This is a genomic window from Bacteroides muris (ex Afrizal et al. 2022) (assembly GCF_004793475.1).
Lineage (GTDB): Bacteria > Bacteroidota > Bacteroidia > Bacteroidales > Bacteroidaceae > Bacteroides > Bacteroides muris.
Genome location: NZ_SRYZ01000054.1, coordinates 1 through 26,249, shown reverse-complemented (window position 1 = coordinate 26,249; position 26,249 = coordinate 1). Strand labels below are relative to the sequence as shown.

General features: G+C 48.5%; 27 protein-coding genes. 20 read left to right on the top strand and 7 right to left on the bottom strand.

Features of this window, described 5'->3' with window-relative positions; all coding sequences use genetic code 11:
- Positions 1-72: 72 nt before the first annotated feature.
- From E5355_RS16415 to E5355_RS16345, 15 genes are all read left to right on the top strand, one after another.
- Positions 73-696, top strand: coding sequence for a TetR/AcrR family transcriptional regulator (locus E5355_RS16415; RefSeq protein WP_135036040.1), 624 nt, complete (start codon positions 73-75; stop codon positions 694-696).
- 4 nt (positions 697-700) lie between these two features.
- Positions 701-1,840, top strand: a complete 1,140-nt coding sequence (locus tag E5355_RS16410) for a StlD/DarB family beta-ketosynthase (RefSeq protein ID WP_135036043.1) — start codon at positions 701-703, stop codon at positions 1,838-1,840.
- Between the two features lie 248 nt (positions 1,841-2,088).
- Positions 2,089-2,619 carry a TetR/AcrR family transcriptional regulator gene (locus E5355_RS16405; protein WP_135036046.1) on the top strand — a complete coding sequence of 177 codons (531 nt, stop codon included), beginning with the start codon at positions 2,089-2,091 and terminating at the stop codon, positions 2,617-2,619.
- 186 nt (positions 2,620-2,805) lie between these two features.
- Positions 2,806-5,151 (top strand): hybrid sensor histidine kinase/response regulator, encoded by a 2,346-nt coding sequence (locus tag E5355_RS16400; protein ID WP_135036048.1) that lies wholly within the window; start codon positions 2,806-2,808, stop codon positions 5,149-5,151.
- Positions 5,132-6,460 (top strand): sigma-54-dependent transcriptional regulator, encoded by a 1,329-nt coding sequence (locus E5355_RS16395; protein ID WP_135036051.1) that lies wholly within the window; start codon positions 5,132-5,134, stop codon positions 6,458-6,460. Before E5355_RS16400 ends, E5355_RS16395 begins: the two co-directional genes overlap by 20 nt.
- 627 nt (positions 6,461-7,087) lie before the next feature.
- Entirely contained in the window at positions 7,088-8,926 is a 1,839-nt protein-coding gene (locus E5355_RS16390; protein ID WP_135036054.1) for a DUF3945 domain-containing protein, read from the top strand.
- Positions 8,927-8,986: 60 nt separating this feature from the next.
- Positions 8,987-9,256 carry a DUF4099 domain-containing protein gene (locus tag E5355_RS16385; protein ID WP_005682873.1) on the top strand — a complete coding sequence of 90 codons (270 nt, stop codon included), beginning with the start codon at positions 8,987-8,989 and terminating at the stop codon, positions 9,254-9,256.
- Positions 9,257-9,322: 66 nt separating this feature from the next.
- A complete protein-coding gene (locus E5355_RS16380; protein ID WP_135036057.1) occupies positions 9,323-11,077 on the top strand; it encodes a DNA topoisomerase in 1,755 nt (584 codons plus the stop codon).
- A gap of 354 nt (positions 11,078-11,431) precedes the next feature.
- Positions 11,432-11,644 carry a hypothetical protein gene (locus E5355_RS16375; protein ID WP_005682870.1) on the top strand — a complete coding sequence of 71 codons (213 nt, stop codon included), beginning with the start codon at positions 11,432-11,434 and terminating at the stop codon, positions 11,642-11,644.
- Between the two features lie 19 nt (positions 11,645-11,663).
- Positions 11,664-11,873 (top strand): hypothetical protein, encoded by a 210-nt coding sequence (locus E5355_RS16370; protein ID WP_100262840.1) that lies wholly within the window; start codon positions 11,664-11,666, stop codon positions 11,871-11,873.
- A gap of 20 nt (positions 11,874-11,893) precedes the next feature.
- Positions 11,894-12,973 carry a PRTRC system protein E gene (locus E5355_RS16365; RefSeq protein WP_135036060.1) on the top strand — a complete coding sequence of 360 codons (1,080 nt, stop codon included), beginning with the start codon at positions 11,894-11,896 and terminating at the stop codon, positions 12,971-12,973.
- A gap of 21 nt (positions 12,974-12,994) precedes the next feature.
- On the top strand, positions 12,995-13,216 hold the full coding sequence (locus E5355_RS16360) for a PRTRC system protein C (RefSeq protein WP_005682867.1): 222 nt from the start codon (positions 12,995-12,997) through the stop codon (positions 13,214-13,216).
- Positions 13,217-13,258: 42 nt separating this feature from the next.
- Positions 13,259-14,368, top strand: a complete 1,110-nt coding sequence (locus E5355_RS16355; protein ID WP_117867268.1) for a hypothetical protein — start codon at positions 13,259-13,261, stop codon at positions 14,366-14,368.
- A gap of 39 nt (positions 14,369-14,407) precedes the next feature.
- Positions 14,408-15,109 carry a prokaryotic E2 ligase family D protein gene (locus E5355_RS16350; RefSeq protein WP_005682865.1) on the top strand — a complete coding sequence of 234 codons (702 nt, stop codon included), beginning with the start codon at positions 14,408-14,410 and terminating at the stop codon, positions 15,107-15,109.
- Positions 15,106-15,897, top strand: a complete 792-nt coding sequence (locus tag E5355_RS16345) for a PRTRC system ThiF family protein (RefSeq protein ID WP_005682864.1) — start codon at positions 15,106-15,108, stop codon at positions 15,895-15,897. The genes E5355_RS16350 and E5355_RS16345 overlap by 4 nt, the downstream gene beginning before the upstream one ends.
- A 231-nt stretch (positions 15,898-16,128) precedes the next feature.
- On the opposite strand, the gene E5355_RS16340 is transcribed toward E5355_RS16345, so the two are convergent.
- From E5355_RS16340 to E5355_RS16330, 3 genes are all read right to left on the bottom strand, one after another.
- Complete coding sequence (locus E5355_RS16340; RefSeq protein WP_135036063.1) at positions 16,129-16,827, bottom strand: NYN domain-containing protein; 699 nt, start codon at positions 16,825-16,827, stop codon at positions 16,129-16,131.
- A 58-nt stretch (positions 16,828-16,885) separates the two neighbouring features.
- Positions 16,886-17,179 carry a helix-turn-helix domain-containing protein gene (locus E5355_RS16335; RefSeq protein ID WP_016271540.1) on the bottom strand — a complete coding sequence of 98 codons (294 nt, stop codon included), beginning with the start codon at positions 17,177-17,179 and terminating at the stop codon, positions 16,886-16,888.
- Between the two features lie 260 nt (positions 17,180-17,439).
- The gene (locus E5355_RS16330; protein ID WP_135036066.1) at positions 17,440-18,258 is read right to left on the bottom strand and encodes a phosphoribosyltransferase; all 819 of its coding nucleotides are present in this window, start codon (positions 18,256-18,258) and stop codon (positions 17,440-17,442) included.
- A 271-nt stretch (positions 18,259-18,529) separates the two neighbouring features.
- Between E5355_RS16330 and E5355_RS16325 the strand changes: the two genes are divergently transcribed.
- The 5 genes from E5355_RS16325 (at position 18,530) to E5355_RS16305 (ending at position 22,424) form a co-directional block, all read left to right on the top strand.
- Positions 18,530-18,814, top strand: a complete 285-nt coding sequence (locus E5355_RS16325; protein WP_135036087.1) for a helix-turn-helix domain-containing protein — start codon at positions 18,530-18,532, stop codon at positions 18,812-18,814.
- 13 nt (positions 18,815-18,827) lie between these two features.
- Entirely contained in the window at positions 18,828-19,124 is a 297-nt protein-coding gene (locus E5355_RS16320) for a helix-turn-helix domain-containing protein (protein ID WP_057279575.1), read from the top strand.
- A gap of 421 nt (positions 19,125-19,545) precedes the next feature.
- Positions 19,546-19,794: a hypothetical protein gene (locus tag E5355_RS16315; RefSeq protein ID WP_228099399.1), complete on the top strand. Its 249-nt coding sequence runs from the start codon at positions 19,546-19,548 to the stop codon at positions 19,792-19,794.
- 118 nt (positions 19,795-19,912) lie between these two features.
- Positions 19,913-21,511 (top strand): hypothetical protein, encoded by a 1,599-nt coding sequence (locus E5355_RS16310; RefSeq protein WP_135036072.1) that lies wholly within the window; start codon positions 19,913-19,915, stop codon positions 21,509-21,511.
- The gene (locus tag E5355_RS16305; protein WP_135036075.1) at positions 21,480-22,424 is read left to right on the top strand and encodes a hypothetical protein; all 945 of its coding nucleotides are present in this window, start codon (positions 21,480-21,482) and stop codon (positions 22,422-22,424) included. The genes E5355_RS16310 and E5355_RS16305 overlap by 32 nt, the downstream gene beginning before the upstream one ends.
- A gap of 173 nt (positions 22,425-22,597) precedes the next feature.
- Here E5355_RS16305 and E5355_RS16300 read toward each other — a convergent pair whose 3' ends face one another.
- The 4 genes from E5355_RS16300 to E5355_RS16285 form a co-directional block, all read right to left on the bottom strand.
- Positions 22,598-22,774: a histone H1 gene (locus E5355_RS16300; protein WP_005682854.1), complete on the bottom strand. Its 177-nt coding sequence runs from the start codon at positions 22,772-22,774 to the stop codon at positions 22,598-22,600.
- A gap of 132 nt (positions 22,775-22,906) precedes the next feature.
- On the bottom strand, positions 22,907-23,755 hold the full coding sequence (locus tag E5355_RS16295) for a toprim domain-containing protein (RefSeq protein WP_135036078.1): 849 nt from the start codon (positions 23,753-23,755) through the stop codon (positions 22,907-22,909).
- A gap of 200 nt (positions 23,756-23,955) precedes the next feature.
- The gene (locus E5355_RS16290) at positions 23,956-24,582 is read right to left on the bottom strand and encodes a hypothetical protein (protein WP_100262773.1); all 627 of its coding nucleotides are present in this window, start codon (positions 24,580-24,582) and stop codon (positions 23,956-23,958) included.
- 4 nt (positions 24,583-24,586) lie between these two features.
- Positions 24,587-25,732, bottom strand: coding sequence for an AAA family ATPase (locus tag E5355_RS16285; protein ID WP_135036081.1), 1,146 nt, complete (start codon positions 25,730-25,732; stop codon positions 24,587-24,589).
- Positions 25,733-26,249 lie beyond the last annotated feature (517 nt).

Genomic DNA, 26,249 nt, shown 5'->3' with positions numbered 1-26,249 from the left:
CCGCTTAAAAATTAAATGTTTAACAGCATAAGTTTAATTTTTGTCATCTACTAAATTTTAAAATACATATTTATGAAAGGAACAAAAGGAACAGAAACAAAAGCATTAATAAGGGAGACCGCATTCAAGTTGTTTCTGACAAAGGAGTATAATATGGTCCCCTTGAAAGATATTGAACAAAGTCTCAACCTGTCAAGAGGTTGTATGTCCTATCATTATCCGACCAAACAAGACTTGTTGGTAGATGTTATAAATTTCTATATATTAGATACTCAGAAAGTAAAACATCAGTTTGACAATGTTACAGACATGTCTTTACTTGAATACCTGAATTGGTATGTTGATAACATTGCAAAAACAATGGAAAGACTAACTCAATTCGTCATTCCGGATACAAATATTAATGGAACACGTGCTTACATGAATTTAATTTTGCAAGCAGAAAAGTATTATCCTGGATTTCATCAACTATTGAACGAAATAGAAAAAAATGAAATGATACAGCTAAAACAAATAGCTACCAAGGCACAAAAAGAGGGAGAAATACGTAGCACTTGCAACATTGACTTATTTGTTCAACAAATCAGATTGATATTCTTGGGTAAATCATATCAGGATGCACTGAGAAATGGATTAGATGTCAATACACTGAGAGAGCAATTTATTTTTTTATATTTTCTAATTAAAAACAAGTAAATAAATGAAAAATGATGTTTTTATTACGGGAACATCTTGTTATTTCCCGAATAAACCTGTTTCCAATGAAGATATGGAAGATTTTTTGGGATTAATTACAGGAAAACATTCAAGAGTCAAGCCTGTAATTTTGAAACAAAACGGTATAAAACAACGTTATTATGCACTGACAAAGGAGCAGAAAATCACACATACCAACGCAGAAATGGCTGTAAATTCAATCCTTCAACTATTAAAAAATTCCGACATCTCAAATTCAGAAATCGAATTGTTGTCATGTGCAACATCCAGTCCGGACCAAATGCTTCCCTCTCATGCATCCATGGTACACGGCCTGTTAAAAAACAAACCTTTGGAGATTTTCTCTGCATCAGGCATCTGTTTGTCATGTTTACAAGCATTTAAAACAGCTTTTTGGGGCGTTTTGTCCGGTGAAAAAAGAAATGCAATATGTAGTACTTCCGAATTGACATCCGCAACACTACTCTCAAAGAACTATGATATTGAGTATGAGAAATGTGCTGATTTAGGAGTCCAACCTTACATGGCACTCGAAAAAGATTTCCTTCGATTCATGTTGAGTGACGGGGCTAGTGCGGTATTGCTTCAAAACAATCCTGGCAATGGAAAGGCTTTGCATGTTGAGTGGGTGGAAATGACTTCGTATGCCAATGAATTGCCGACATGTATGTATATGGGCGCAGAAAGAAAAGAAAATGGAGAACTGAAAAGTTGGAAATCATTCAATAATTTGGAAAGAACAGAACAATCTCTTTTTGTGGTAAAACAAGATGTTAAACTTTTAGGGGCTCATGCCGTCCCATATTGGGCGAAACACATAAAATATTGTCTTGAGAAACACAATGTGGCACCGGAATCCATTTCTTATGTACTGCCCCATGTTTCCTCCATGTTTTTTTATGATAAGATAATAAATGAATTAAAAGGGATTGGAATCGGAATTGACGAAAGCAAGTGGTTTACCAACCTATCCAGAGTAGGCAATATAGCTTCTGCCGCCATCTTCGCCATATTGGATGAATTCTGGAAAACACACGAACTGAAGTCCGGTGAAAAAATCCTGTTGCTTGTTCCGGAAAGCGGACGCTTCTCCTATGGAACTGTGTTATTAAGTGTAGTTTAAGTGTTTAAGTTTGGAAATAAGCAATAAATAGCTTAATTTTGCAAAACTAATAGGTAAAATAGTATAGTATCATATACATCTTTCAAACGAAAAGTGGAAAATTTCAAAGAGAGAAGATGGGATATGACAGCTTGCGCTATATCAAAACATATAGCACGGGTGCGTCGACTTCATCTCTAGGCTTTTCCACTGCCACGTTTGGGTTGTTGATTGCATCTGTGCTATTTTTTATATAATGCAGGTGTGATATGGATCCAAACTTGAAACAGCGGATAATTGACGAGGCGTATGTACTGTTCCTTACCAAAGGCATGAAACAGACTTCATTTTGCGATGTGGCGGCAGCCGTGCATAAGTCCAAAGGAGCGGTCATGCACTATTTTTCATCCAAACGGCATTTGATTGACACTGTCGTGAAAATGCGCTTTTTCCCGGCTTCCCAGCTCTCTCCGGAAATGGATTATCTGGAAGGGAGAAGATGGGACGAATTTCTCCGGTCCTACAAAAACCCGATTGAACGGGTAATCGACAGCTTTCCTGAAAAACTGGAGGGCAACGGATTGATGTATTACATGCAGTTCGTATCCTCCGCCAACGAATACATGGACGAATTTCCGCAAATGTACCACGAACTTCTTACCAGGGAACAGGATTTTCTTTTCAATGCGGTCGTTGTCATTCACAAGCAGTCTGTGGACGACATACAGGTGTTCAGCCGGCAATTGTTCGAAAATTCCATAGGAAAAACCTTTGGAGCACTGCTTTTTCAAATACAATAACCGCTTCTCTTCGCTTAAAGCCGCATTTTTCTAATGTAAACGGCACATTTGCCTTGCATTTGAATACTTTTTCTTTTGTTATTATTTGGAAAGGTTTATCTTTGCGAATAATAAAATACCGACTGGTCGGTTTTTATTATTCGCTTGTTTAAAACCGGGTATAACAAAAATAAAAAAGCTCATACATTGATAAATTGGAACAGACTGATAAGAAAGACTTCACACCCGCGGTCGCTTCTTGCCAAGATTGCGGCGGGGTACATCACCGTGCTCCTGACGGTTGGCTGTATCATATATATAGGTATCCACGAATGGCGGGAGATCAGGTCTATAGAAACGAATGTCCGGCAAATAAACAGACAAAAGCGGGCCATACGCAATGTATATATGAAAATGCTTGAACTCTCTTTGTTCTGCGACACATTCACGGAGTGGGACGAGAAGGATTTCAACACGTACCTGAAACAGAAATCGACAGTCGACAGCCTGTTGTACGGTTTACAGGAATTGCATCCCAACGCCCGGATAGACAGTATCCGCATCTTATGGAGGGACAAGGAACAGTCCATGCTGCAAATCAAGGAGATTATGCGCAAGCAGCAGCAAGCCGGCCGGGAAATAGCCGGACAGCTTCCGCAAACAGCCGGACAAAGCCCCCCGAAAAAGACCGGCAGGAAGGGAGGATTCCTGAAAAGGCTGTTCGGGAAAAAAGAGAAGACGGAAACCTCCCCGGACACATCCGCACTCCATACCCTCAACAGGAGCATAGCGGACAGACAGCGGCAATATGCGCGCCAGTTCTCCGAGCAGGCACATATCCTCGCCTCCCGCAACAGGTTGCTCAACGAGCAGCTTCAACAGGTTATCAGGCACATGGACCGGAATATCCAGGAAGAGATGCAGCAACGGGAGGAGAAGCTGGGCAGGACGGGCAAACGGTCACTGGCCATAGTCGCCGGGCTGGTGGTGTTCATGCTCCTGCTGCTCGGAGGCTCCTACATGATTATACACCGGGACATGGCACGCATAAACCGCTACAAGAAAAGGCTGGAGGAAACAATCGGGCAATTGGAACATACCGTCGCCGAAAACGAGGAGCTGATTGCGGCAAGAAAAAGAATCATGCTGACCGTGACCCATGACCTGCGCACACCGCTTACGACAATCAACAGCTATGCTGAACTGCTCGCGACGGAGAAAAAGATATCCAAACGGAAAGAATACAACCGGACGATACGCCGGGTGGCGGGACACATGGAGGCCATGCTGAACACTTTGTTGGGATTTTTCCGGCTGGAGAGCGGAAAGGAGGAAGTCAATCCGGTTCCGTTCAGGCTACATACCGTCATCGAGACGCTGGAAGCGGATTTCATGCCGCTGGCGGCGGACAAGAACCTCTTCCTGAATATGGAGAGTCCAAGGGACAGGGTGGTCATCGGGGACAAGAAACGGATTGTCCAGATAGGACATAACCTGTTGTCAAACGCCATCAAGTTCACGGAGCGGGGGGCGGTCACATTACGCATGCGGTTTGATAACGGAACCTTGCAGCTCTCCGTCGAGGATACCGGTACGGGGATGAGTGCGGAGGAGCAGGCACGCGTTTTCACCGCTTTCGAGCGGTTGCCCAACGCGATGGCCGAGGAGGGTGTGGGACTGGGGCTCTCCATTGTCAAGGAACTGGTCGGACTGCTGGGAGGCACGATAGAACTGACAAGCAGAAAAGGGTCCGGAAGCTGCTTCACGGTGCTCCTGCCCGTGTCAACCGCGGAGGAGACGGTGAAGAGAGAAAACGGCACCCGGTCCCTCGTACAGCCTTTTACCGTCGTGGCGTTGGACAACGATACCGTCCTGCTGGCCGCCGTCAAGGAGATGTTCGCGCACCATGGGGTGATGTGCACGACATGCGGGTGCGTACGTGACCTGATGGAATGCATCCGCCGTCAGAACTATGACCTGATGATCACCGACTTGAAAATGCCGCAGATGAACGGGTTTGATGTGTTGAAACTGCTTCGCACAGCCAATGTGGGAAACTCGCGGACCATTCCGGTCATTGCGGCCACCGCTTCGGGAGGCTGCAATACGGCGGACCTGCATGAGGCGGGGTTCTCGGCCTGCCTGAAAAAACCGTTCTCCGTGGAAGAGCTGCTGCAAGTCTGTACGGGATGCCTGGGCGACGAAAGGCAGCAGGAGCAAGTCGATTTCCATGCGTTGCTGGAGTATGGCGACAGGCTGGAAATGCTGGAGACGCTTATCAGGGAGACAACGGACGATATCGCGGCGATGGCGGAAAGTGCGGAAAGGAACGATTGCGAGTCGCTCAGGGAATGGACCCACCACCTGAGCAGTTCCTGGGAGATAATCCATGCCGGCAAGCCCCTGCGGGACCTGTTCATGCTGCTTCAGGGGGACGGGGAATGTTCAGCGGAGGAGTTCGGCCGGGCGGTCCGGAAAGTACTGGACAAGGGAAAGGAAATAATTGATTTGGCACAACAGGCAAAGGAAAGCTATGAGAGTGATTGTGGTTGAGGACAATATATTGTTCTGCGATTATATCTGCAACTTCTTGCAGAATGCCGATTACCAGACAGTGAAGGCCTACCGGCTGGCACAGGCGCGGCAGGTCATCGCCCGTTCCGTCCGGGAGGATGACATCGTGCTGGCCGACCTGAGACTGCCGGACGGGGAAAGCACCGCGCTGCTGGAATGGATGAGGGGACAGGGCTACACCCATCCGTTCATCATGATGACGAACTATGAGGAGATACACACGGCTGTACATGCCATGAAACTGGGAGCGGAGGATTATATCCTCAAACCGCTGCTCGAAGACAAGCTGCTCCCCGCACTGAAAAAGATAAGGATGGCGGACGAGGCATTCGCCAAAGTGATTTATGAACGCAAGAGCGCCGCTTTCCGCGAGCTGGACCGCTACATCCGCCTGGTTGCCCCCACGGACATGACGGTGCTCATACTCGGCAACACGGGGACGGGCAAGGAGCATCTGGCGGGCAAGATCCACAAACGGAGCCTGAGGGCGAACAAGCCGTACATAACCGTGGATTGCGGAAGCCTGTCAAGGGAATTGGCGGCATCCGCCTTTTTCGGCCATGTCAAAGGGGCGTTCACGGGGGCGACGGATGAAAAACCGGGATATTTCCAGGAAGCGCGGGGAGGCACGTTGTTCCTGGACGAGGTGGAGAATCTGCCGGTGGAAATACAACAGATGCTGTTGCGTGCGATGGAGGAACGGAGGTACCGCCCCGTGGGCGGAAGGCAGGACAAGCGGATGGACGTGCGCGTCATCGCCGCCACCAACGAGGACTTGCAGGGTGCCGTCGCGGAAAAACGCTTCCGGAAGGACCTGCTATACCGGTTGCAGGATTTTACAATCACCGTGCCCACGTTGCAGGATTGCCTGGAAGACATACTCCCGCTGGCTGATTTTTTCCGTATCCAGTCTGCCGGACAACTGGGAAAGGAGATTCCGGATTTTGACGAGGCGGCAAAAAAAATATTGCTGGGCTACGGCTGGCCGGGGAATGTCCGTGAATTGAAACAGGTTGTCCATGTGGCGGTACTGATATGTGGCGGAAAACTGATAACCCCTCAGTGCTTACGGTTGCAGCAGGCGGGAAAGACCATATTGAATCTTGCGAAGGAAGAAAAGATAAACAACTGCCTGCTAAAAGACGAACAGCGGAATGCGGAACAGATCAGGATGGCGGTCACCATATCCAAAGGCAACCTGACACAGGCGGCAGCCTTGCTGGGCATCAGCCGCCCGACCCTTTACAAGAAAATGGGCATGTACGGGATTACCAAGGAACAGGTCTGAAAGGACCGGATAATAATATACAGGACAGTTTCCCCTTCCATCAAAGGAAAATCGAACCGGTCTTGCCAGCCGCATTTTCCACACTCTTTTCGTGGCAATTTTCCTTGCGGCTGGCGCCGGGGAAAATTGCCGCGAAAAAGAATGCGGCGGCAATCCCGCTTCGATTTGAAGGATGATTACAGGGGCAAACTGCGACCGACGTGACGCACGGGCAATACATACAGGAGATATTCCGGAGGAACCGTTTCTTATATTCCCTGAAAATCAAATACTGACCATACCATATCCCGTCCCGCCTGAAATCTTCTTATTAAGTATATGACGGACCACAAGAAAAAACAGGGGACTTCAGCTCCCTCTGTTCTGCATGGGCCGCCATACCCGCTCCTTTTTTCTTCCGTGCCATGCACGCCGTTTGTCCTTTTCCCTGCGGTACGTCCCCTCGCCTGCCCCTACTCTTTTTTCCTGCCGCCCTTGTATTTCCTACTTGTTTTGAAGCACCTTTCCGGACATCTGATGACATCTGATGACGTCCGATGTCACCTTTTTGAAAATCAGCATTTTATCCAAAATATACTCATACATTTGAAGTGTCAAAGCGATTCATTAACCTCAAAAAGATGATGTATGGCACAAGAAAAGAACATGAACGAGAAACCCAAACGGACCAGGAAACCGAAGGCGAAAGACGAGGCCCTTCCGGTGGAACAGATTACCGAACTGATGCTGGTTCACAACAAGAACGACCCGAAAGCGGGCGTGCGGGCGGTCAGCGGAATCGACGGACAAGGAAAGGTGAAAACTGTTCCGGCGGATGAACGGAACGAGAATTCATTCCTGAAATTCGACAAGAACTCAAGTATCCTCGAGAATTTCATCAAGAATTTCTGGAGCCAGCTCAAGAACCCCACGCATTTCCGGCTGATCCGCATGACCGTCCACGATTACAAGATGAACAAGCAGGCCATCAGGGACCTGGCGGAAGGAAAACAGACGGACGCAGTGAAAGAGTTCCTCAAGCGCTACGAAATCCGTCCCAAAGAGAACAGGAAGGAACAGAATGTAAACCAAGAAAAAACAGAAACGATGGCAAAGAAAAAACAGCAACAGCCACAACAACCGCAGGAACCCCTGCAACAGAGCGAGGTGCAACAGGCGGCACAAGGCGCGCAGCCGCAGGTACCGCAGGCGGAACAACAGCCGCAGGCACCGCGTTACCGCTACAATGAGGACATGATTGACTGGAACGCACTGGAAAAGATCGGTGTTCCCAAAGCGTCGCTCGAACAGGAGGGACTGCTTGACTCCATGCTGAAAGGCTACAAGACGAACAAGCTGGTACCGCTTACGCTGACATTGGACGCCGCCACCATCCGTATGGACGCGCGCCTTTCACTGATACCCATGCAGAACGGACAGGTCGGGCTCGGCGTCCACGGCATACGCAAGGAGCCGCAGCTGGAACGCCCGTACTTCGGGCATATCTTCACCGAGGAGGATAAGAAGAACCTGCGCGAGAGCGGCAACATGGGACGTGTGGCGGAACTGAACCTGCGCGGAGGCACGACGGAACCCTGTCTGATCTCCATCGACAAGAACACCAACGAGCTGGTGGCCGTCCGCCAGGAGCATGTCTACGTGCAGGATGAGGTAAGGGGTGTCAAGTTGAGTCCCGACGAGATACAGACCCTCAAGAACGGCGGACAGGTGTTCGTGGACGGGATGATTTCCAACAAGGGGAAAGAATTCAGCGCTACACTACAGTACAGCGCCGAACGCAGGGGGCTGGAGTTCATCTTTCCCAAGGACCAGGCGTTCAACCAGCAGTCCCTCGGCGGGGTACAGCTCTCCCCCACCCAGTTGAAGATGCTCAGCGAGGGGCACACCATCCTGGTCGAGGACATGAAACGCAGGAACTCCGACGAGGTGTTCTCCTCATTCGTCACGCTGGACAAGGTGACGGGACGTCCGAACTATACCCGCCACAATCCGGAGACAGGCGAAATCTACATCCCGAAGGAGATCTGCAACGTGCAGCTCACCCACGAGGACAAGGAGCTGCTCCGCAAGGGACAGCCGGTCTTTCTGGAAAACATGGTCAACCGCAAGGGAGAGGAGTTCTCCGCCTTCGTCAAGCTGAACATGACCACCGGCAACCCGCAATACTCCCGTACCCCGGACGGGTTCAACGAGCAGCAGGTGCCGCGCATCCCGGCGGAAGTGTACGGCCATGTGTTCACCGCGCAGGAGAGGGCAAACCTCCAGGACGGAAAGGCCATTCTCATTTCCGACCTGAAAAGCAACGGAAAACAGTTCAGCTCCTACCTGAAAGTCAACCCCGGTTCCGGGCAGTTGCAGTATTTCCAGGACAATCCGGATATCCGGAGGGACACTTCCCGCCGGGCGACACAGGCGGACAACGCCCAACAACAGGAGCAGAAGAAAAGCGCGAAACAGGCCATGTAGGATGATACCGGAAATGACAGAGAAAATGACTTTACAAACAACCCCAAAATCAAGAAACGTATGAATACGAATCAGAAGACCCGCCTCAAGGCGGAAGATATGGAGTGGAACGTTCTGAAGACCCTCGGGCTCAGCAAGGAACAGCTGGAGGCGGACGGCAGCATGGAGCGGTTGCTGCAAGGCATGGAGACGGAAGCCATTCCGTTGAAGTTCCGTACCCCGGTCATCGACCTGAGCATGGACGCCACATTGAGACTGGTACCCGGACCCGGTGGAAAACCGGTCCTGGAAATCAAGGGAATCAGCCCGGAAAAGGAACCGGAAGCATAAGACGGAAGAAGTTGGACACGTACTCCGTGCCGGACGGTACGGAGTACATAAAAAGAAAAAAAGAATATGATTGCAATATTGACTGACAAGCCCAACGTGGGCAGAGAGATAGCAAGAGTGGTAGGCGCCCATAAGAAAGAGAACGGTTACATGACCGGAGGCGGCTACATGGTGACATGGACATTCGGCAACATGCTTTCCCTGGCGATGCCGAAGGATTCCGGAAAAGCGAGGGTGGAATGGGAGGATTTCCCGCTGGTCCCGCCTCCTTACCTGACGGTGAAGAACATGAAGACGGATACCGGATGGAATCCCGACATCAACGCGGTGCTCCAACTGAAAGTGATAGCCAAAGTGTTCGACGCATGCGACACGATCATTGCGGCCACCGACGCCTCCCGCGAGGGGGAAATGCTGTTCCGCCACCTTTACCGCTTCCTCGGATGCAAGCAGCCTTGTCTCCGCCTTTGGATCTCGTCACTGACGGATGAGGCCATTTTGGAGGGCATGGCGAACCTCCGCCCGTGCCATCAGTTCGACAACCTGTTCCTGGCGGCAGACAGCCGCAACAGGGCGGACTGGATGCTGGGAGTCAATTCAAGTTACGCCGTGTGCAAGGCGGTAGGCTTCGGAAACAACTCGCTGGGCAGGGTGCAGACACCTGTGCTGGCGGCCATAAGCGGACGTTATCGGGAAAGGGAGAACCACATAGGTGCCGACAGCTGGCCAGTATTCATCAGCATCTGCAAAGACAACCGGATAATCAAGATGCGGCGCACCGAAGATTTTGAGGAGCATCGGAATGCGACGGAGCTGTACGAGGACTGCAAGGCGGCACGGAAAGCCCGCATCACGGCGGTCAGCCGCAGGACGGAGGAGGTTCGGGCTCCGGCTCTGTATGACCTGACCGGACTTCAGACGGATGCGAACCTCTACCATGGCCTGACCGCCATACAGGTACAGGAAATCACACAGAGCCTGTATGAGAAGAAACTGATTTCCTATCCGCGTACTGCCTGCCGATTTTTGCCGGAAGATGTGTATGCCACGCTTCCCGCCGTCATGGAAAAGATGCTGGCGCGCAAGGAGTTCCGGACGTATGCGGACCGGCTGGATATTGCCGGCGCAAAGGCCGTCATCAACCCGCTGAAGACGACGGAGCACCATGCCATCATCATCACCGGCATGTCACCCGGCGACCTGACCAGGGAGGAGATGCAGGTCTATACGCTCATCGTAGGCAGGATGCTCGAAGCTTTCTCGCCATCCTGCAAGGTGGAATACACCACGGTCGATGCGGTATGCGCCGCACACAAATTCCGTACCCGGACATACCGCATACTGGAAAAAGGATGGACCGGCGTCTTGGGACGGGAACATCTCATCGCGGAAGAAGGCTTTTCCAGCCTCTCCCTTCCCGAGCTGTCCCGGGACGAACTGGTAGAGGTGGCCGGTTGCAGCATCATCCGCAAGAGAAACCTGCCGCCCTCCCCCTATACGGATGCGGAACTGGTCGGATTCATGGACAGGAACGGACTGGGAACGGTAGCCACACGAGCCAACATCATCCGCACCTTGCTCGAACGCAAATATATCCGTTATTCGGGGAAATACGTCATTCCGACTCCCAAGGGGCTCTTTTTCTACGAAACGGTACGGGGCATGAAAATAGCCGACGCCTCCCTCACCTCGGGCTGGGAAGCGGAACTGGCGCAGATAGAGCGGGGCGAACGGACACCGGAGGAATTTCTGGACGGTGTACTGGAACTGGTGAAGGGGATTACCAATGAAATCCGCCGGATCCAACGCCCGGAGGAATGACCCGCGGAGGTTTACCGGCCATCCGGATTCCAGACAGACAAAAGAGGAAAGAGGTACAGGCGTCATCAGAGGCCCGTGCCTCTTTTCTTTTTTAGAGCCGGCCTGATTCCGGTCCGGACAAGACGGCAGGATAGTTTTTCCGCTTTTAAGCGGCAAAGGTCTTGGATTGCCTCATTATTTGCTGCAAGGCGGCCCCTTTCAGGGGCTTGGTTGGGGAAAGAAAATCATCCTCGCTCCGCTCCGGTATTTTCTTTTCCCAAGCCTTGCGCAAAAAGGCAATCCAAGGGACGGGAGCCTATAAAATCGGGAAAACATATCCCGATGGGATTATTCATACTTAAAATTATAAAGAACATGAAACTGCAACTCATCGAAAAAATCAGCAGACAAGCGGTAGCGCTGGTCCTGCTCGCAGGAATATGCCTGCTTTACAACAAGGGGATCGTCCCTGTGTACACCATCGTCCTGTTCCTCTTCTCGGGAACAATCATCGGATTCTTTTTCAGGACCCTTTCCTTTGTCATAAAAATAATTCTTGTCCTGCTTCTGGCAGGCATGTTCGTATAACCGTTAATCCTTCAAAGACATGAGAACAGCGACATTTTCTTCCCCGGCTCCGGTCATGCCGGCCGCATGGCCCGCCACACACCGTATCAGACCGACTAAAAAACGTATCCCCGGCACGGTGGACGGACCGAAACATATCGGGTACTATCTGGAACCGTTGAGAGGCATCGCCTCAAAACCCGACAGGCGGCAAATCCTGAAGGATTTCTTTAACGAAACGAATGTATAACACTTTAATATTTTACCACTATGTTTTTTCAAGCTATCAACCGAATGATTACAGCCGGCACTGACCTGAGTTTCAGTATCCGGCAAGTCGACAACCGTCTGACCGTGGCTGTCATGCCCCGCCGCACCGGACTGAAAGGCGAAGCCGGGGGGCAAATCGTTCCCCTGGTATTGAACGGCACTCCGGAGGAACTGGATGCGGAGTTCCTTCAAGCCATCAGCACTCCCGTACAGAAAGCGCAGGGCATCCTCACCAACCTGGAGACATTCGAAAAACAGGCGGAACAGGCGGCGTCGCAGAACAAGGGCGCCAAATCCCCGCTGGAAAAGGAACCGAAGGAGGTCAGGGAAAAACGGGAGAAAATGGAAAAATTGCTGAAAAAGGCGGATGAGGCGATTGCCGGCAAACGCTATTCCGAGGCGCTGACGTGGCTCAGGCAGGCGAAGGTACTGGCCACACCTGACAGACAGAAGGACATTGACGCAAAAATGGCGGAAGTGCAGAAAAAAGCCTCCGAGGGAAGCCTTTTCGGAGAGGAACCGTTTATGCAGGCGTCACAACCGCGACAGGAAGCACAACCACTACGCCGGCAAGACGGACAGGCGCTGATTTTCGAGCCGGAACCGGCAGCTGCCATGCCCCAAAACGTACCGCAACAGCAGCCTCCGCAACCGGTACAATATACACAGCCTGCCCCTTCGGTCCAATATGGAGCGGACGGAAGACCGGCTTACTCTCATCCTTATGCGGAACAACGGGGTCAGATACCTCCCGGACAGCCCGTGCAGGCATCGCAGACCATGCCGCAGGCCATACAGTTCCATCAGCCCGTACACATGCCGCAGCAGCCCGTGTACGGAGGACAATGGCCGCAACCGGTCCCGGCGCAACCGCAGAATGTCTCCGTACAGGCCGCACCGGGAAACAGCGGGAACCGCGAGTACAGGTCGCAACCGCAGCCGGCGGAAATGTACAGCTTTGACAAGGATGACGAATGTGACAGGGAACTCCTCCGGGAGGACCCTTATGCCGAATACCTTGACTTTCCGGAAGAATACCGGATGAAAGATGAGGCGCAAATGGAAACGATATGTTGTTAAACCTTATAAAAACAAAAAATTATGGCACTTGAAATCAAAGGATTGCAGAGAATATTCAAAATGAAGAAAAATTCTACAGAAATGGAACTGGCAGATCCGGACAGCAACATGTCCCCTTCCGAAGTGATGGACTTTTATTCCATGACCTATCCCGAACTGACCACGGCTACCGTGCACGGGCCGGAATGGGAGAATGACAGGACGGTTTACCGGTTCAAGACAACCATCGGGACAAAAGGATAGGGATATGGCGAAAATAAAGAGAAACAATCAAAAGAAGGAAACATGCAGATTATTACCGAAATCCCTGACGGCAAACCTGGCAGGCCTGATAATCAGAGAAGCCGGTTCCTCAAATGTCAGCCGGGGCGTGACCTCCCGAAAAAGACGGAGGTTGCCACCGGCAGAAAGCGTAATGCTTTTCTGACCGGGAAAGTTTCCCCCATTGCGACCGATTATTACATGGAAAACGAAACGGATGAAACCGAAACAAATCTCACGACATCCGAGAATTTTGACTTCCTCTACCGGTCGGCATTAAGATATGCCGGGCTGATGGGGATAAAGCTCCCTTTCCGTCCACGGAAAGGGGGCAGTCCCCGCATGAACATCGCCGGACTGTACCGGGCAATGGACGAGGCGCTGCCCGAACAGGTCAATCTGGAGGAAAAGGCGGGAAGGCTTTACTTCTGCCTGTACAGGTTCCATGAATGGCCGGATTACACCTTGTTCTGGATTCCCATTGATTTCATAGAGAAAATCTCCGTACCGGTACGGTGCATCGTCCGCGAATTCATCCGCCGGTTCATCCGGCACCACGGATTGAACATGGTCAAGGAAACATGGTATTACGAACTGGCACTGGAAGAACTGCGTGACTGGAAGAACCGTGACCCGGACGCCTCGCCGCAGGAGGTCAGGCGAAACAGCCTGCTGGCGGAATCCTATGATAACGGAAAAATCTCAAAAGCGCTCAAGCGGATGGAGGGAAAGCCGTTCTGTGTACGGCTGGAGGACAAAATACGGGAATGCCGGACAGAAGCGAAGAGGGAACGGGACCTCCTCGGACTGGTAAGCGAGGGGCTGGAACTGATAACACCGGACAGCCCGTGTCTCATACAGTACTATTACGACTGGGCGTATGAGAAAGAACCGGATTTTCCACCGATAGGACTTGACACCCAAATCATGCTGGCATACTCCAACAATGATATGCTGGCAGAAAACATGGAGTCTTATTTCAATTCGGACTGCCGTGAAACCTATACCATCACCCCGGTCACATACATGTACCTGACACCGGAAACGGACAGGCTGTTCCGCATGGACGATTACCCGGAAAGGCTCTCTAAGTGGATGCAGAGGTTCATGCAGCATATAGCCGGCTCCTTTTAATTCCCCCAATCAAAATTTCAAATCAAAAATCAGATAGAGATGAATGAACTGACCAAAAAGATGCAGGAGATAATGGTGCCCAAAGCGGCGCTCATCGCCTATGAATACAGGGAAAGCGCTTATGCAACCGGAAAGAATTACCTTGAGCTTCGTCCCATCAACAAGGCGGGCAGAATGGAAGCGGGCATTCCGGTCACGTACGAGTTCATGAACGCCCTGGTGGAATCCTATTCGGACGAAAGGCAGAATGTGCCCCACGGCAGGCTGCCTTCCAACATGTTATGGTGCGACACCCGGAAAGGGCATGAGAAATATATATGGTACAACCCGCCGGGAAAACGGCGGATGTTCTTCAAGGACAGCCTGAACATCAAGGATGGCGTATTCCATCTGCCGGGAGTTGTCTACATCATTGAAAACGAGAGAATGACCATATTCGCCTACAAGGGGCGGACACCGGAAGAGGACACGCCGCTTTATCTGGCGCCTTTCTTCAATGTGACGCGCGGAAGTGTGTGCCTGGGCAGCTCCACATTGGTAAAACCGGAAAATATGGACTTCCATGCGCTTCAGGAATATTGGGAGAAACGCTTCTGGCTCAGCGAATTCTCGCACCTGGGAGGAAGTGAAAATCCGACACGCGGCAATCTGGTCTCGGTAACGGAGCAGGCACGGGAGCGGCCGTTCAACAATGACGAGCTCAAACCGGCAAACAAACAGCTAAAAGATATACTGTCATGAGAAAAATACATTACACAGACCAATACCTCCTCAATCCCTATCATCCGGTAACCGTTTTCGTAATCGGGGCAGGAGGCACAGGCTCCCAGGTAGTCACCTGCCTGGCACGTATGGGCATGGCATTGCAGGCGCTCGGCCATCCGGGACTGCATGTCACGGTCTTCGACCCCGATACCGTTACCGGAGCGAACATCGGACGACAGCTGTTCAGCGAGGCGGAAACCGGGCTGAACAAGGCTGTGGCGCTTGTCACCCGTATCAACCGGTTCTTCGGCTACACCTGGGAAGCGAAAGGAAAGAGTTTCCCGTCAAGGCGGAAACACGACGATGACAGTCCCGGACTGGCGAATATAATCATTACCTGCACGGACAACATCCGTTCCCGGCTTGACTTGTGGAGACTCCTGAAGCACCACAGGAAGAATACGCACAATGACGAAAAGACACCGATTTACTGGATGGATTTCGGCAATGCCCAGACAACCGGGCAGGTTCTGATAGGCAATATCCGGAACAAGATACATCAGCCCGCCTCCACCGAGTACCACACCATACCCAGAATGAATGTGATTACCGAGGAGACAAGTTATTCCACCATTGAGGAGAAGGATTCCGGACCGAGCTGTTCGCTGGCGGAAGCATTGCAGAAGCAGGACCTCTTCATCAACTCCATGCTGGCACAAACCGGCTGCGACATCCTCTGGCGCATGTTCAGGGAAGGAAGGACCTTTTACCGGGGGGCCTATCTCAACCTTGACACGCTACGGGTGAATCCCATCCCGGTATAAACGGAAAAGAGAGTGCCATAATGCCCGAATTGAAAAATCCGGAGGATGTTCCCCCCCCAATGACTCTCTGCAAAGCTACTGATTGTAACTGCAAGCCCTGAAAAGAGCCGTATCAAGCTCCGTTTTGAGCAATGATACGGCTCTTCTTTTTGCCTTTAGGGACGTTCAAGTTTCAAATCAAAAGCTCATCCGGGCTAAACCGGAGTTTCGGTCACCCTTTATAAAAAACGTTCAGCGTTTCAACCGTACGGCCCCCGCCACTCCTTTTTCCGTCCGGACCAGCTCATAACGGTCCAGTTTCTCATACAGTTTTCCCAAAGTCTTGCAACCGTATCTTTTTATCTTGAACTTGGGCATCATCCTCTTCAGGGCGGTTCCGACCAGCGAGAGAGGAACTTCCGTCTTACCGTCGGCGGCCTCCTCGAAAGCCCTGTCAAAATATTCCATATCCCGCCGGAGAAAGTATCCGGGCGTATTCTCCACCGGCTTCCCTTCCATGCGGTCCGCATACAGAAATTCAGTACAGGCGCGTACCAGCGGTGCCGGGGTCTTGCCTTCACCGTATCCCAATACCGGCAGGCCGGCTTCCCGTATCCGCTGGGCAAGCAGGGTATAATCACCGTCGCTGGCAACCAGACAGAAACAGTCGGCCAGTCCGTCACGCAGAATATCCATCGCGTCTATGACCAGGGCGATATCCGTGGTGTTTTTCCCGGAGGCAAAGGAAGAGGCCTGTACCAGCCGGAAACCGTGTTCTCCGGCGGCATCCTTCCAGCCGGAAAGCGGTTTCCGCGTCCAGTCACCGTATATCCGTCTGATAATGGCATTTCCGTGGCGGGAGACAAACCCCATCACATCCTCCAAATTCTCGAAGGATGCGTTGTCACCGTCCACCAGGACCGCCACCGCATATTTCATATCTGTCTTCATAACATGTATTTCAGGTGCAAAGTTAACATAACTTCCTCATTGTGAAATAAAACATTCTCTATTTTTTCTTCCCGCGCTGTTGCAGGAACTCCTGCACATCCGAACTGCGATAAAAGTTCTTCCCGTTCTCATCCGTCTGATAATACCGGATCAGCCCTTTCTCCCGGTAACGGGCCACTGTCCGCAACGACACCCCGAGCAGTCTGGCCAGGTCATAGTTGTCCAGCAGCTTGTCACCATCCATGCAGTCCTTCACACGCATCATACTGTCCAGTTTCTTTTCCATCCGGTCAAACCCTTCCACTATGGTCATAATCATTTTCTCAAGCACTTCATTGTCTATATACATCATGGCATGTCTCTCCTGTATTTTAAAGGTTATTACTGGAATACCCTTTCTTGTGCGCACTGATAAGAGTATATGCCATCCATAGTGAAAAAAACGTGCCGTCAGCCGGCACTTCACAAAAAGCATCAAACGAATATCCTGATTATAAAACAATTAGAAAAGAATACAAATTTTATTCCGCGTATTATTGTAAAAGACAAAGTGTAAAGTTGTAAAGGGGGTATTGTAAACTTTACAAATCGCGTACAGTCATGCCCGCCGTCTTACTTTCCTGTCAGCAACGCCGATAAATGATGTTTCCAGACAACCCGTCTGACTGTTGCCGGCGGGGGCATCCGGAACGTACGGGCCAGAAAGACAGCGCCTGTCACTATGGCGCCGACCCTTTCCAGGTTATGGGCATACTCCAGCAGGCTGTCACCGCTGGTCAGCAGGTCATCCACGATTACAACCCGTTTCCCCCGCAGCCCCCTCGCCATCATATAATTGGCCGTATCCACTCCGGAACGTCTTCCGGAAGTATGTTTGCTCTCCCTGTCTTCCGTGATACATATCAAATCCAGCCCCGACCGGGCATAGCCCCCGGACTCCAGAAAAGCGGCTATACCGGAAAAACGTCGATGGTAGCGCCGGGAAGTGCTGCATGGCATAAACATGGCGGTCACATCTCCGGTAACGGAAAGAACCCGGAACGCCTGCGAGAAACAATTCCGGCATGGGTCTCTCCCTTCCTTGAAATCATACACCTTCTGGACAAATTCGGACTGGTCGTCACAAAGCCAGTTTTCATAACGTTGAGGGAAATAATATCCGGCAAACACACAGCGGATTCCCCTGAATTCAAACAAGCGTAACGGCCGGGCCTTGTCAAACCGTTCGGGATAAGTCAACGCATACAACAAGGGGGCATGACGGTTTCCCGCTATTATGGCATACCGCATCAGCTTTTCTCTTTCCTCTCTCCCGCAGCAGGCAGCCGCATATTGGCAGAACGCCTTCCCGCACATTTTTCTCCAATACCGGGCATACATCCAAAGCCCGATAAAAAACAATATCACCGACAAATTCACAATCAATTCCATAATATAAACATTTCAAAGGTTAAAATCCTGATGGCGGATAAATATAGTTGTTTTTATCGGAAAAGGCCTGCAAGTCATTCCCTTTTGAAGAAAATTTAAACAGGGACTAAAATCCTGTTCAATTCCTGCTTGCTACTTTCTCGGGGGCATTTAAATATTTCACATTTTCGTTCCCCTTGCCATCTGATGCCGTCTGATGACATTTACAGACACCTTTTTGGAGGAAAGGGATTCCATCCCTATTTTCGTACCGGATAAAAAAGAGAAACGTATGGAAATCGTAACCATTGAAGCGCAGACATTTTTGGAAATGAACAGGGCCTTGGAAGCCCTTGCAAAAAAGGTGCGGGAAATATGCGGGGAAAATTCCCGGAGTATGGATGACTGGATAGACAACCAGGAAGCATGTATGCTGATGGGAGTCTCCCCCGGAAAACTGTTACAGCTCCGAAGACGCAGGGCGATCCCTTACAGCCATATAGACCGCAAAGTATATTACAGGCGTCAGGACATCATCCGCTTTATGGAAAATACGATTCGTCAGGTAATCCTTTAATTGGCAAGATACAATGGCACAATCACTATTGACCAAGGAAAGTCCGGAAATCAGGCAGTTTTTCCGGACCATTGACACATTGTCCCGCCTTCTGGACATACAGGCGGAAAAGTTCCGTCCGCTACTGAACGGCGACCGTTACATGACGGACAGCGAACTTGCCGGAAAACTGAAACTGACACGAAGGACACTGGCGGACTACCGCCTGAACGGAAAAATACCCTATTACAAGATAGGAGGCAAATTATTGTACAAGGAGAAAGATGTCCTGGCATTGCTGGAAACCAACCGGATGGAAGCGTTCGACTGAATCCGGCACCACGTCTGTCTACCGGACGGTTTTTCTTTTCCATGGCAGACCGCACATGACACTTATGCCCGGACAGACTGTCGGATTTCCTTACCATGTCTGCCGTACAATGCGGCATGTACATGGATAGTCCACGAATGCCGTCGTACATCACTGCCGTACAATTTCTTACAAGACCATTCATATCGTATTTCAATTCTTACCTGCAAAGGTCGCCTTTTGCCTTCGATTGGGCAAGGCGGTCCTCCGGACTGGTTGGAAGGAAAAAATCATCCTCGCTTCGCTCCGGTATTTTTTCCTTCCAAGCCTTGCGCAATCACGGCAAAAAGCAAACCGGGGCATATAAGAAATAGAAATACTGGCTCTTGCCAAGTCGGTCATGTTTAATCAAAAAAGAAAGATTATGGTTCAAACGAAAGAAATGAAAAATTACAAAACGGAAGTGACGGACAACAACCGGATTGAATATCTCCACTTTTTCGGAATAAAGTACCCGTTCATCGAAACCGACGGAATGAAAATTGCCTCTGACGAACTGGAGTATGCCATACGGAACTACCCGAACTCACCGGAAGGATTTGAGTTGATGGAAGAAATAGACTGTTTCCTGCCCGAAAAGAAACTGCTTAGGCTGGATGAAAAAACAATCCGGATGTATATGTCTGCCTGAACAGGAAATACAGACCCTTACTCCAACGTGAGGGAATATACGGTTTGAAACACCCCAAAGAGATGTCCCGGAAGGGATATCTCTTTTTTATTCATGGACAATATCAAAACTGGAAAATATGTTATACTACCAAATTAAAAACTACGAAGATTTCAAAAAACGGTTCGGACTTACAACAAGGGAAAACGGAGTGATATCCAGAAAGAACAAAATATTGCTCGGACATTTAAAGAATCCTCTGTTGCTCCGGTATTGTTTGACACACAACGATTACAGCCTGTTGCACATATCCGATATGGCAGACTTGCAGAAAAAAGTTACCGAGGCTGTCAAAGAGTCTGGAAGGAACGACGGGAAGCTTACAAACAAGGTGGAACTGATAGGGGAAACCTATCACTCCGGATTGTACAGGACAAATGAATCCAAAGGGATTTGCGAAGATATGGACAAGTCTTCAGTCTGTTATATCAATGTCGAACGGAACCGGACCTTCAAAATGAAATCCGGAAAATTCATGAGGACGCTTATCCTTGAAACGGAGATTGGGAAGCTGCTTTCCCCGGGAATCCTGAACTGGCTTTCCGGAGATGTCTTCACCCGGCAATGGTACACCTATGCCTACGGGCATGGTTCCGGTCTGAAACTGCATGTGGACAACCGGTTTGACAAGATATATGACTATTGGAAATGCAAGGGTGATTTCGGTTCCTGTATGACGGGCAGGAACAGGGATGAGTTTTATGCCTATTCAGTGAATGCCAAGGCCGCCTATATCACAGACGAACATGATTATATCGTAGCAAGGGCAATCCTGTTTACAGACGTGACAGACCAACACGGTAAAAAATGGAGGTTGTTGGAAAGGCAATACGCCTCCAATAAGGACGACACGCTGAAAAGGCTGCTGATTGACAAGCTGATTCATGGAGAATACATAGACGGATATAAAGTTATCGGCGCATCATGCAGTGATGCGGATGCTTTTGTGGACATTTCCGGAAACTCCCTTAAAAATAAGAAGTTTGAAATCGACTGCCGATTGGATATACGCGACACGCTCTCTTACCAGGATTCCTTCAAATGGTATAATCATAGTAAGAAAAAAGCCTATAATTATGAACCGGAAGAATATTCTCACGACCTTGACACCACAGACATCAACCTCAATGGGGATGAGGACGGGGATGAATGGGATGACTATCATGGATATTATTGTGAAGAAACCCGGCTGTGCTACAGGAACGGTGCGCAAATCCATGTGGATACGGACAACCTGAACGATTTTGTATGGATAGAATCAATATACGAATACCACCATGATGATGACTGTACAACTTGTGATGAATGCCAGGAATGGATATTGCACAGGGATGCCCTGCAATCGCACCTGACCGGCGAGAAGTACTGTTGTGGCAAGTGCATGGAAAAAGCGGAGAAGGAATTCAAGCGGAAGAACTGGTATTATTCCGAATACGACGATGAGTGGTTTGAAAAGGAGGACGACATCACCCGGATTCAGGTATGGACGGATGCGGAAAACAAGTATAAGGATACAAGCATCACCGCCGGGACATTGGACAAATTGGTAAAGGACGGAAAGGCATGGATATTTGACAAAGAGGCGTTTGATACGCTCAATCCCGGCACCGGTCTTCCCTATGGTTACAAACTTAATGAAAAAGAACATGAATACACAATTGCTAAAGAAGCTGTATAGCATTCACAGCCCGAGCGGAAAGGAACAGAATATGATACGTTTCCTCCGTTCCTATATCGGAACACTTCCTGGTAACATATCCGTTTCACAGGACCGATACGGAAATCTTTATGTGATAAAAGGGACGGGGGAAAACTATCCCTGCCTGGTCAGCCATATCGACCAGGTGGCACACTGCCACCACTCCAAGGATTTCAAGGCGATAGAGACAAAGGACATCATTTTCGGCTATTCCCCGGGCAAAAGGCGGTTTGAGAATCCGGGGGCGGATGACAAGAACGGAATATTCATCTGTCTGGAATGCCTGAAAAAATACGATACCATTAAAATAGCTTTCTTCAGGGAGGAGGAAACCGGATGCGCGGGCAGTTCCAACGCAGACATGCCTTTTTTCAACGACGTACGGTTTGTCATCCAGCCTGACCGGAAAGGCAATTCCGACCTGATTACAAGCATCGGTTTCTCGGAACTTTGTTCGGATGAGTTCATAAAAGCGGTAAAACCGGAAGAATGGGGTTATAAGGAGAACAACGGATTGTTGACCGACGTAATGGTCCTGAAAGGAAACGGGATGGGCGTCAGCTGTGTCAATCTGAGTTGCGGTTATTACAACGCCCATTCAGACCACGAGATAACGGTCAAGAAAGACTTGATGAAAGGCCTGCTATTTGTAGAGCATATCATTGAGGATTGTACCGCTGTCTATCCGCATACGGGCATATTCAACGACCGTTATGAGTGCGAGGATGAAATCCATGACATCCTAAAACAAGATCCGGCACTGACGCCGGAAGACCTTCAATATATGTATGCCACTAATTTCCCGCACTTGAAGCCGGAAGATTACGAAAGGATTTGCCAAGACTACCGGACATTGTGGGCGGGAAACGAACAAGACAGGGAACATCCTTAACCCATATTTGCAGGACAATACAACCATTACGAACCGCAACCGGCTATAATCCAAGCCTATTGGAGCATCCGTTTTGGTTGTACTGTCAAAAAATATCAAAAGAGTAGCAGAGAGCGGCTTTTCACAAACCGACATCCCGCAACTGCAAGTAAAGATAACCAGAAAAGAAGAAATTATTTTTTGGACTCTTCCAGAGAGAGCTTGCGGAACTCCTTCATCAGTTTTTCCAATTCCAACGAAGTTTTGCGGGCACGAGTACCTGCGGCCTTGTTATTCTTTTCAATCTGAAGCGCAGCATCGGTAGAAAATGCGGCATATACATCCTGTATTTGAGTCAACAATTCGTTCATATAAACCTTTATTTAATTAATAATCGGCACAAAAATAACGAAAATAATCAAGAATGAAAATGATTCTGTAGTTTTATCATTCAAAACGACATTCAATACCCCCTCACATAATCCTTCCAACAATCATACGTTTCATCGCTTACGGCACAGATATTCATTCAAATCCTTATAACCGGCATATTCCTGTGAAAGGTCATGTACGCGGCCGCCATATTTTTCTCTCATCGCCATCACCGTATTATTTCCGGCAGCATCATTATCCAGACAGCTGTAAATGTCATCATATCGTGAAAGAAAGGAAAAAGCCTTCGGCAAGTTGCTGACGGAGTTCAGCACCAGGCAATCCCCCTTCGTCCAAAGAGGAAAGGCCGGCTCAAAAGACAGAAAGTCCATAAATCCCTCGAACACATAACACCTGCCCGTTTCCTGTCCATTCGTGATACAAGTAATATCCTTGGGGGAGATACAAGCCTTAAAAAATCTGTTCCGTATCTCATACCCACCGGAAATATTGGGAAAGGCAATGGCAAAATAATTTTTTCCGTTCCGCTTGAAGGAGGCCTCCCTGCATATCTTCCCCGCTGTTTCCACATCAATGCACCGTTCTTTCAGATAAGCAAGCAATATACGGTTGGCAAGCGGCCTGATTTTCAACTCCTGAAAGGCGGGTGCCGCCTCTTCAACAGGGCAGGAGATTGTAACCGGTTTCAAAACCGCCCTTTTATCTTCAATACACCGCAGCACATGACTTATATCATCTGTCCGGTAAATTTCCTTAGCCAGGGTAATAATATCCCCGCCCTTCCCCAGACCGAAGTCATACCACAATTCTTTCCGGAGATCAATCTTGAAGGAAGCCTCCTTTTCCATCCGGAAAGGAGACTTGTACCACACACTGTTCCCGCGCTGTATGACCGGGTGATGCCCCAGTCCTCCTAAAAAATCAACAAGCCTGATTTTCTTTGCTTCCTGTATGTTCATAGCATGACATTTTTCATGAACTGATCACTTGTTATACACAGGACAAAGAACGGATTTATATCCAAGATAAGAAACACGATGGCATCAGATGGCATTAAAAGTAATCAAATGACATCAGTACGAGGTTAAGTATAAAAAATCCCAGTCGTATATCTTTGTATAACTGGGATTCATACCATTAAGAATATTTTCAGGCAATACTATAACTTTATATTTCTTGTTTCAAAAGCCTTGAATCCGCGATTGGTTATAAGTTTGGCATTGATTGGGATGGGATCCGGAAGCATATTGTATATTTGGTTAAAACCGTCTGCCATACCGTTTGGAGAGCATACAGGGGCACTACCCGCCGTCAAAACACACGTCTTGTTACTGAAACTTTCTATGAATGCTTTGATGCGTGGAGCATCAAACAATAAATGCAATGTGGCAAACAACTGCGTCCTCGCCTTTGACAATTTACTGCCTACTTTGCCATCGGACAACTCATGAATAATAAAATGGGCATTGCTTCCGGAACAGTCATACACAATGTAATCAGCACGTCCTAGGCCTTTCGTCCATTTCTCAAATTGATTTAAGTAATCCTCATAACGGATGAAACGCAGCTTGTAGACATGCTGCTCATCCCCGTTAAAATATGTGGCCGTACCTTCCCCTGCATTCCTTTTGATAGTGACAGTCGTTCCCTTTCCATCCACGATATCAAACACCTTATCTTCTATATCTTCTGTTATGACATTCGGCTCTGCGGTGTATTCGGCCAATGTACCACTTCTTTGTCGGTTGATAACCTCCACGAGGTCTTTCTTCATCAAAGATTCCATCAGCTTATCGTATTTTATTGTATTCGGAATAAATTTCCGTTATGGGATCAGACATGATGCGGGTATCTATCAGATGCTGCTCACCCTCAATATTGAGCGAAGTGGCATATCCGTCTGCTATTTCCAACACCTCTATCTCATGGAAATTCATTTGAGGCCCAAGAGCGGATTCTCCGGCCTCGGCACGTCGAATCAACAGATTTAGATAATTTACAATATATGGACTATGGGTAGCCATCATCAAATACATATTGTCTTTGTGTTCCATTAGGAAACAACGGCTAATCAAGAAATCTATCAACGACTTTTGGCTTTCAGGATATAAGCTCAGTTCCGGCTCCTCAATATGTATGAAGATATTGCTATGGGGAATCTCGCCCACATTCATGGTCGCATTGAAATGTTTCAGCCCATCCGTATCTGCCAGATAACGGAAAATGGATTTATTCATCCCGTCTACCGAATCATAACGCTTGGCATAATATTCCACAATGAGGGCAAGAGGACTGACAGTCTGAATACCCGAAGAAGCGTTTTCCAAGCCAATGGTATATTCGTCATCCCCATCCATACCTGAAATGACAAACCGTTCCTTGTTTTTCTCTTTTACCCGCTTCACTTCTATCCCCAAATAATCTATGGGAAAAGTTTCTATTTCTGATACGGCAGTCCGGAAGTCAGACAATGTCTCTTCAAAATAAGACTCGGTCTGTTCCACTCTGGTCTTTCCTGCAATGACATCCGCTATCTCATTCCGTTTGTCCGAAATGAAGCAGATCTTGTTCAATGACAACTTGTCTTGTGGAATAACCTTTCGAGGAGTGACCAATCCTTCCTTAGTATAAGATATCCTGCATCCGTCATTTTCATAATAGATTTCGGTATTCTCTTTGACATATTCATCAATACCTGAAAATTTCAATAAATCCTTCATGTTAAAAGTCAGATCTTTCAGGTCTTTAGCTTGTGAATGGCGCAAGTATGAGCGAAGATTAACGCGTTTGTATATCCAACGGAACAAGGAAAGCACTTTCATGACCGTGCTTTTCCCACTGCCGGATTCACCAACCAATACCATAAACGGCTTGATTTGTGCAATCTCTATCTCTTTAATAGGACCCAAATTGACAATTTTAATACTTTCGTCCATATGCTTTTTATTGTTAATGATAAGGATATGATTTATTGAATACTTATACAAAGATAACACATTTTTCTAGAATAAGTCCAATGGCCACCTCAATTCGTATAGATAAATTGCAAATTTCTTGGCTTGCATTATCACTATTTATGATATAACCCATATTAAAAGAAAAAAGTCACTAATATGTTACAGTGATTTTAGATGATTTTTACTTAACCTCATGAGCAAGACTAGTTGTAAAATATGTATCCTTTGGCAAGATACTTTAACGAGAAACTACTTTATAGGGGGCAGTAAGCCAATACAAAGACAACTTCTTGTTGAAAGGTGGCTCTTTACTTCGTGCCATGAATGAATTTAAACCCATCTTACAGTTTCTTAGACACTTTCCAAAAGCATTATCGGGCTTGAACAAAAAATATTCAATAAAAATCCTAATGATATTTGCAGAAATCGAACCTTTTACTTATTTAAGTTTCGCAAGTCAGCATGAAAGTTTATAAGAGGGTATAAAAGAAGGCAT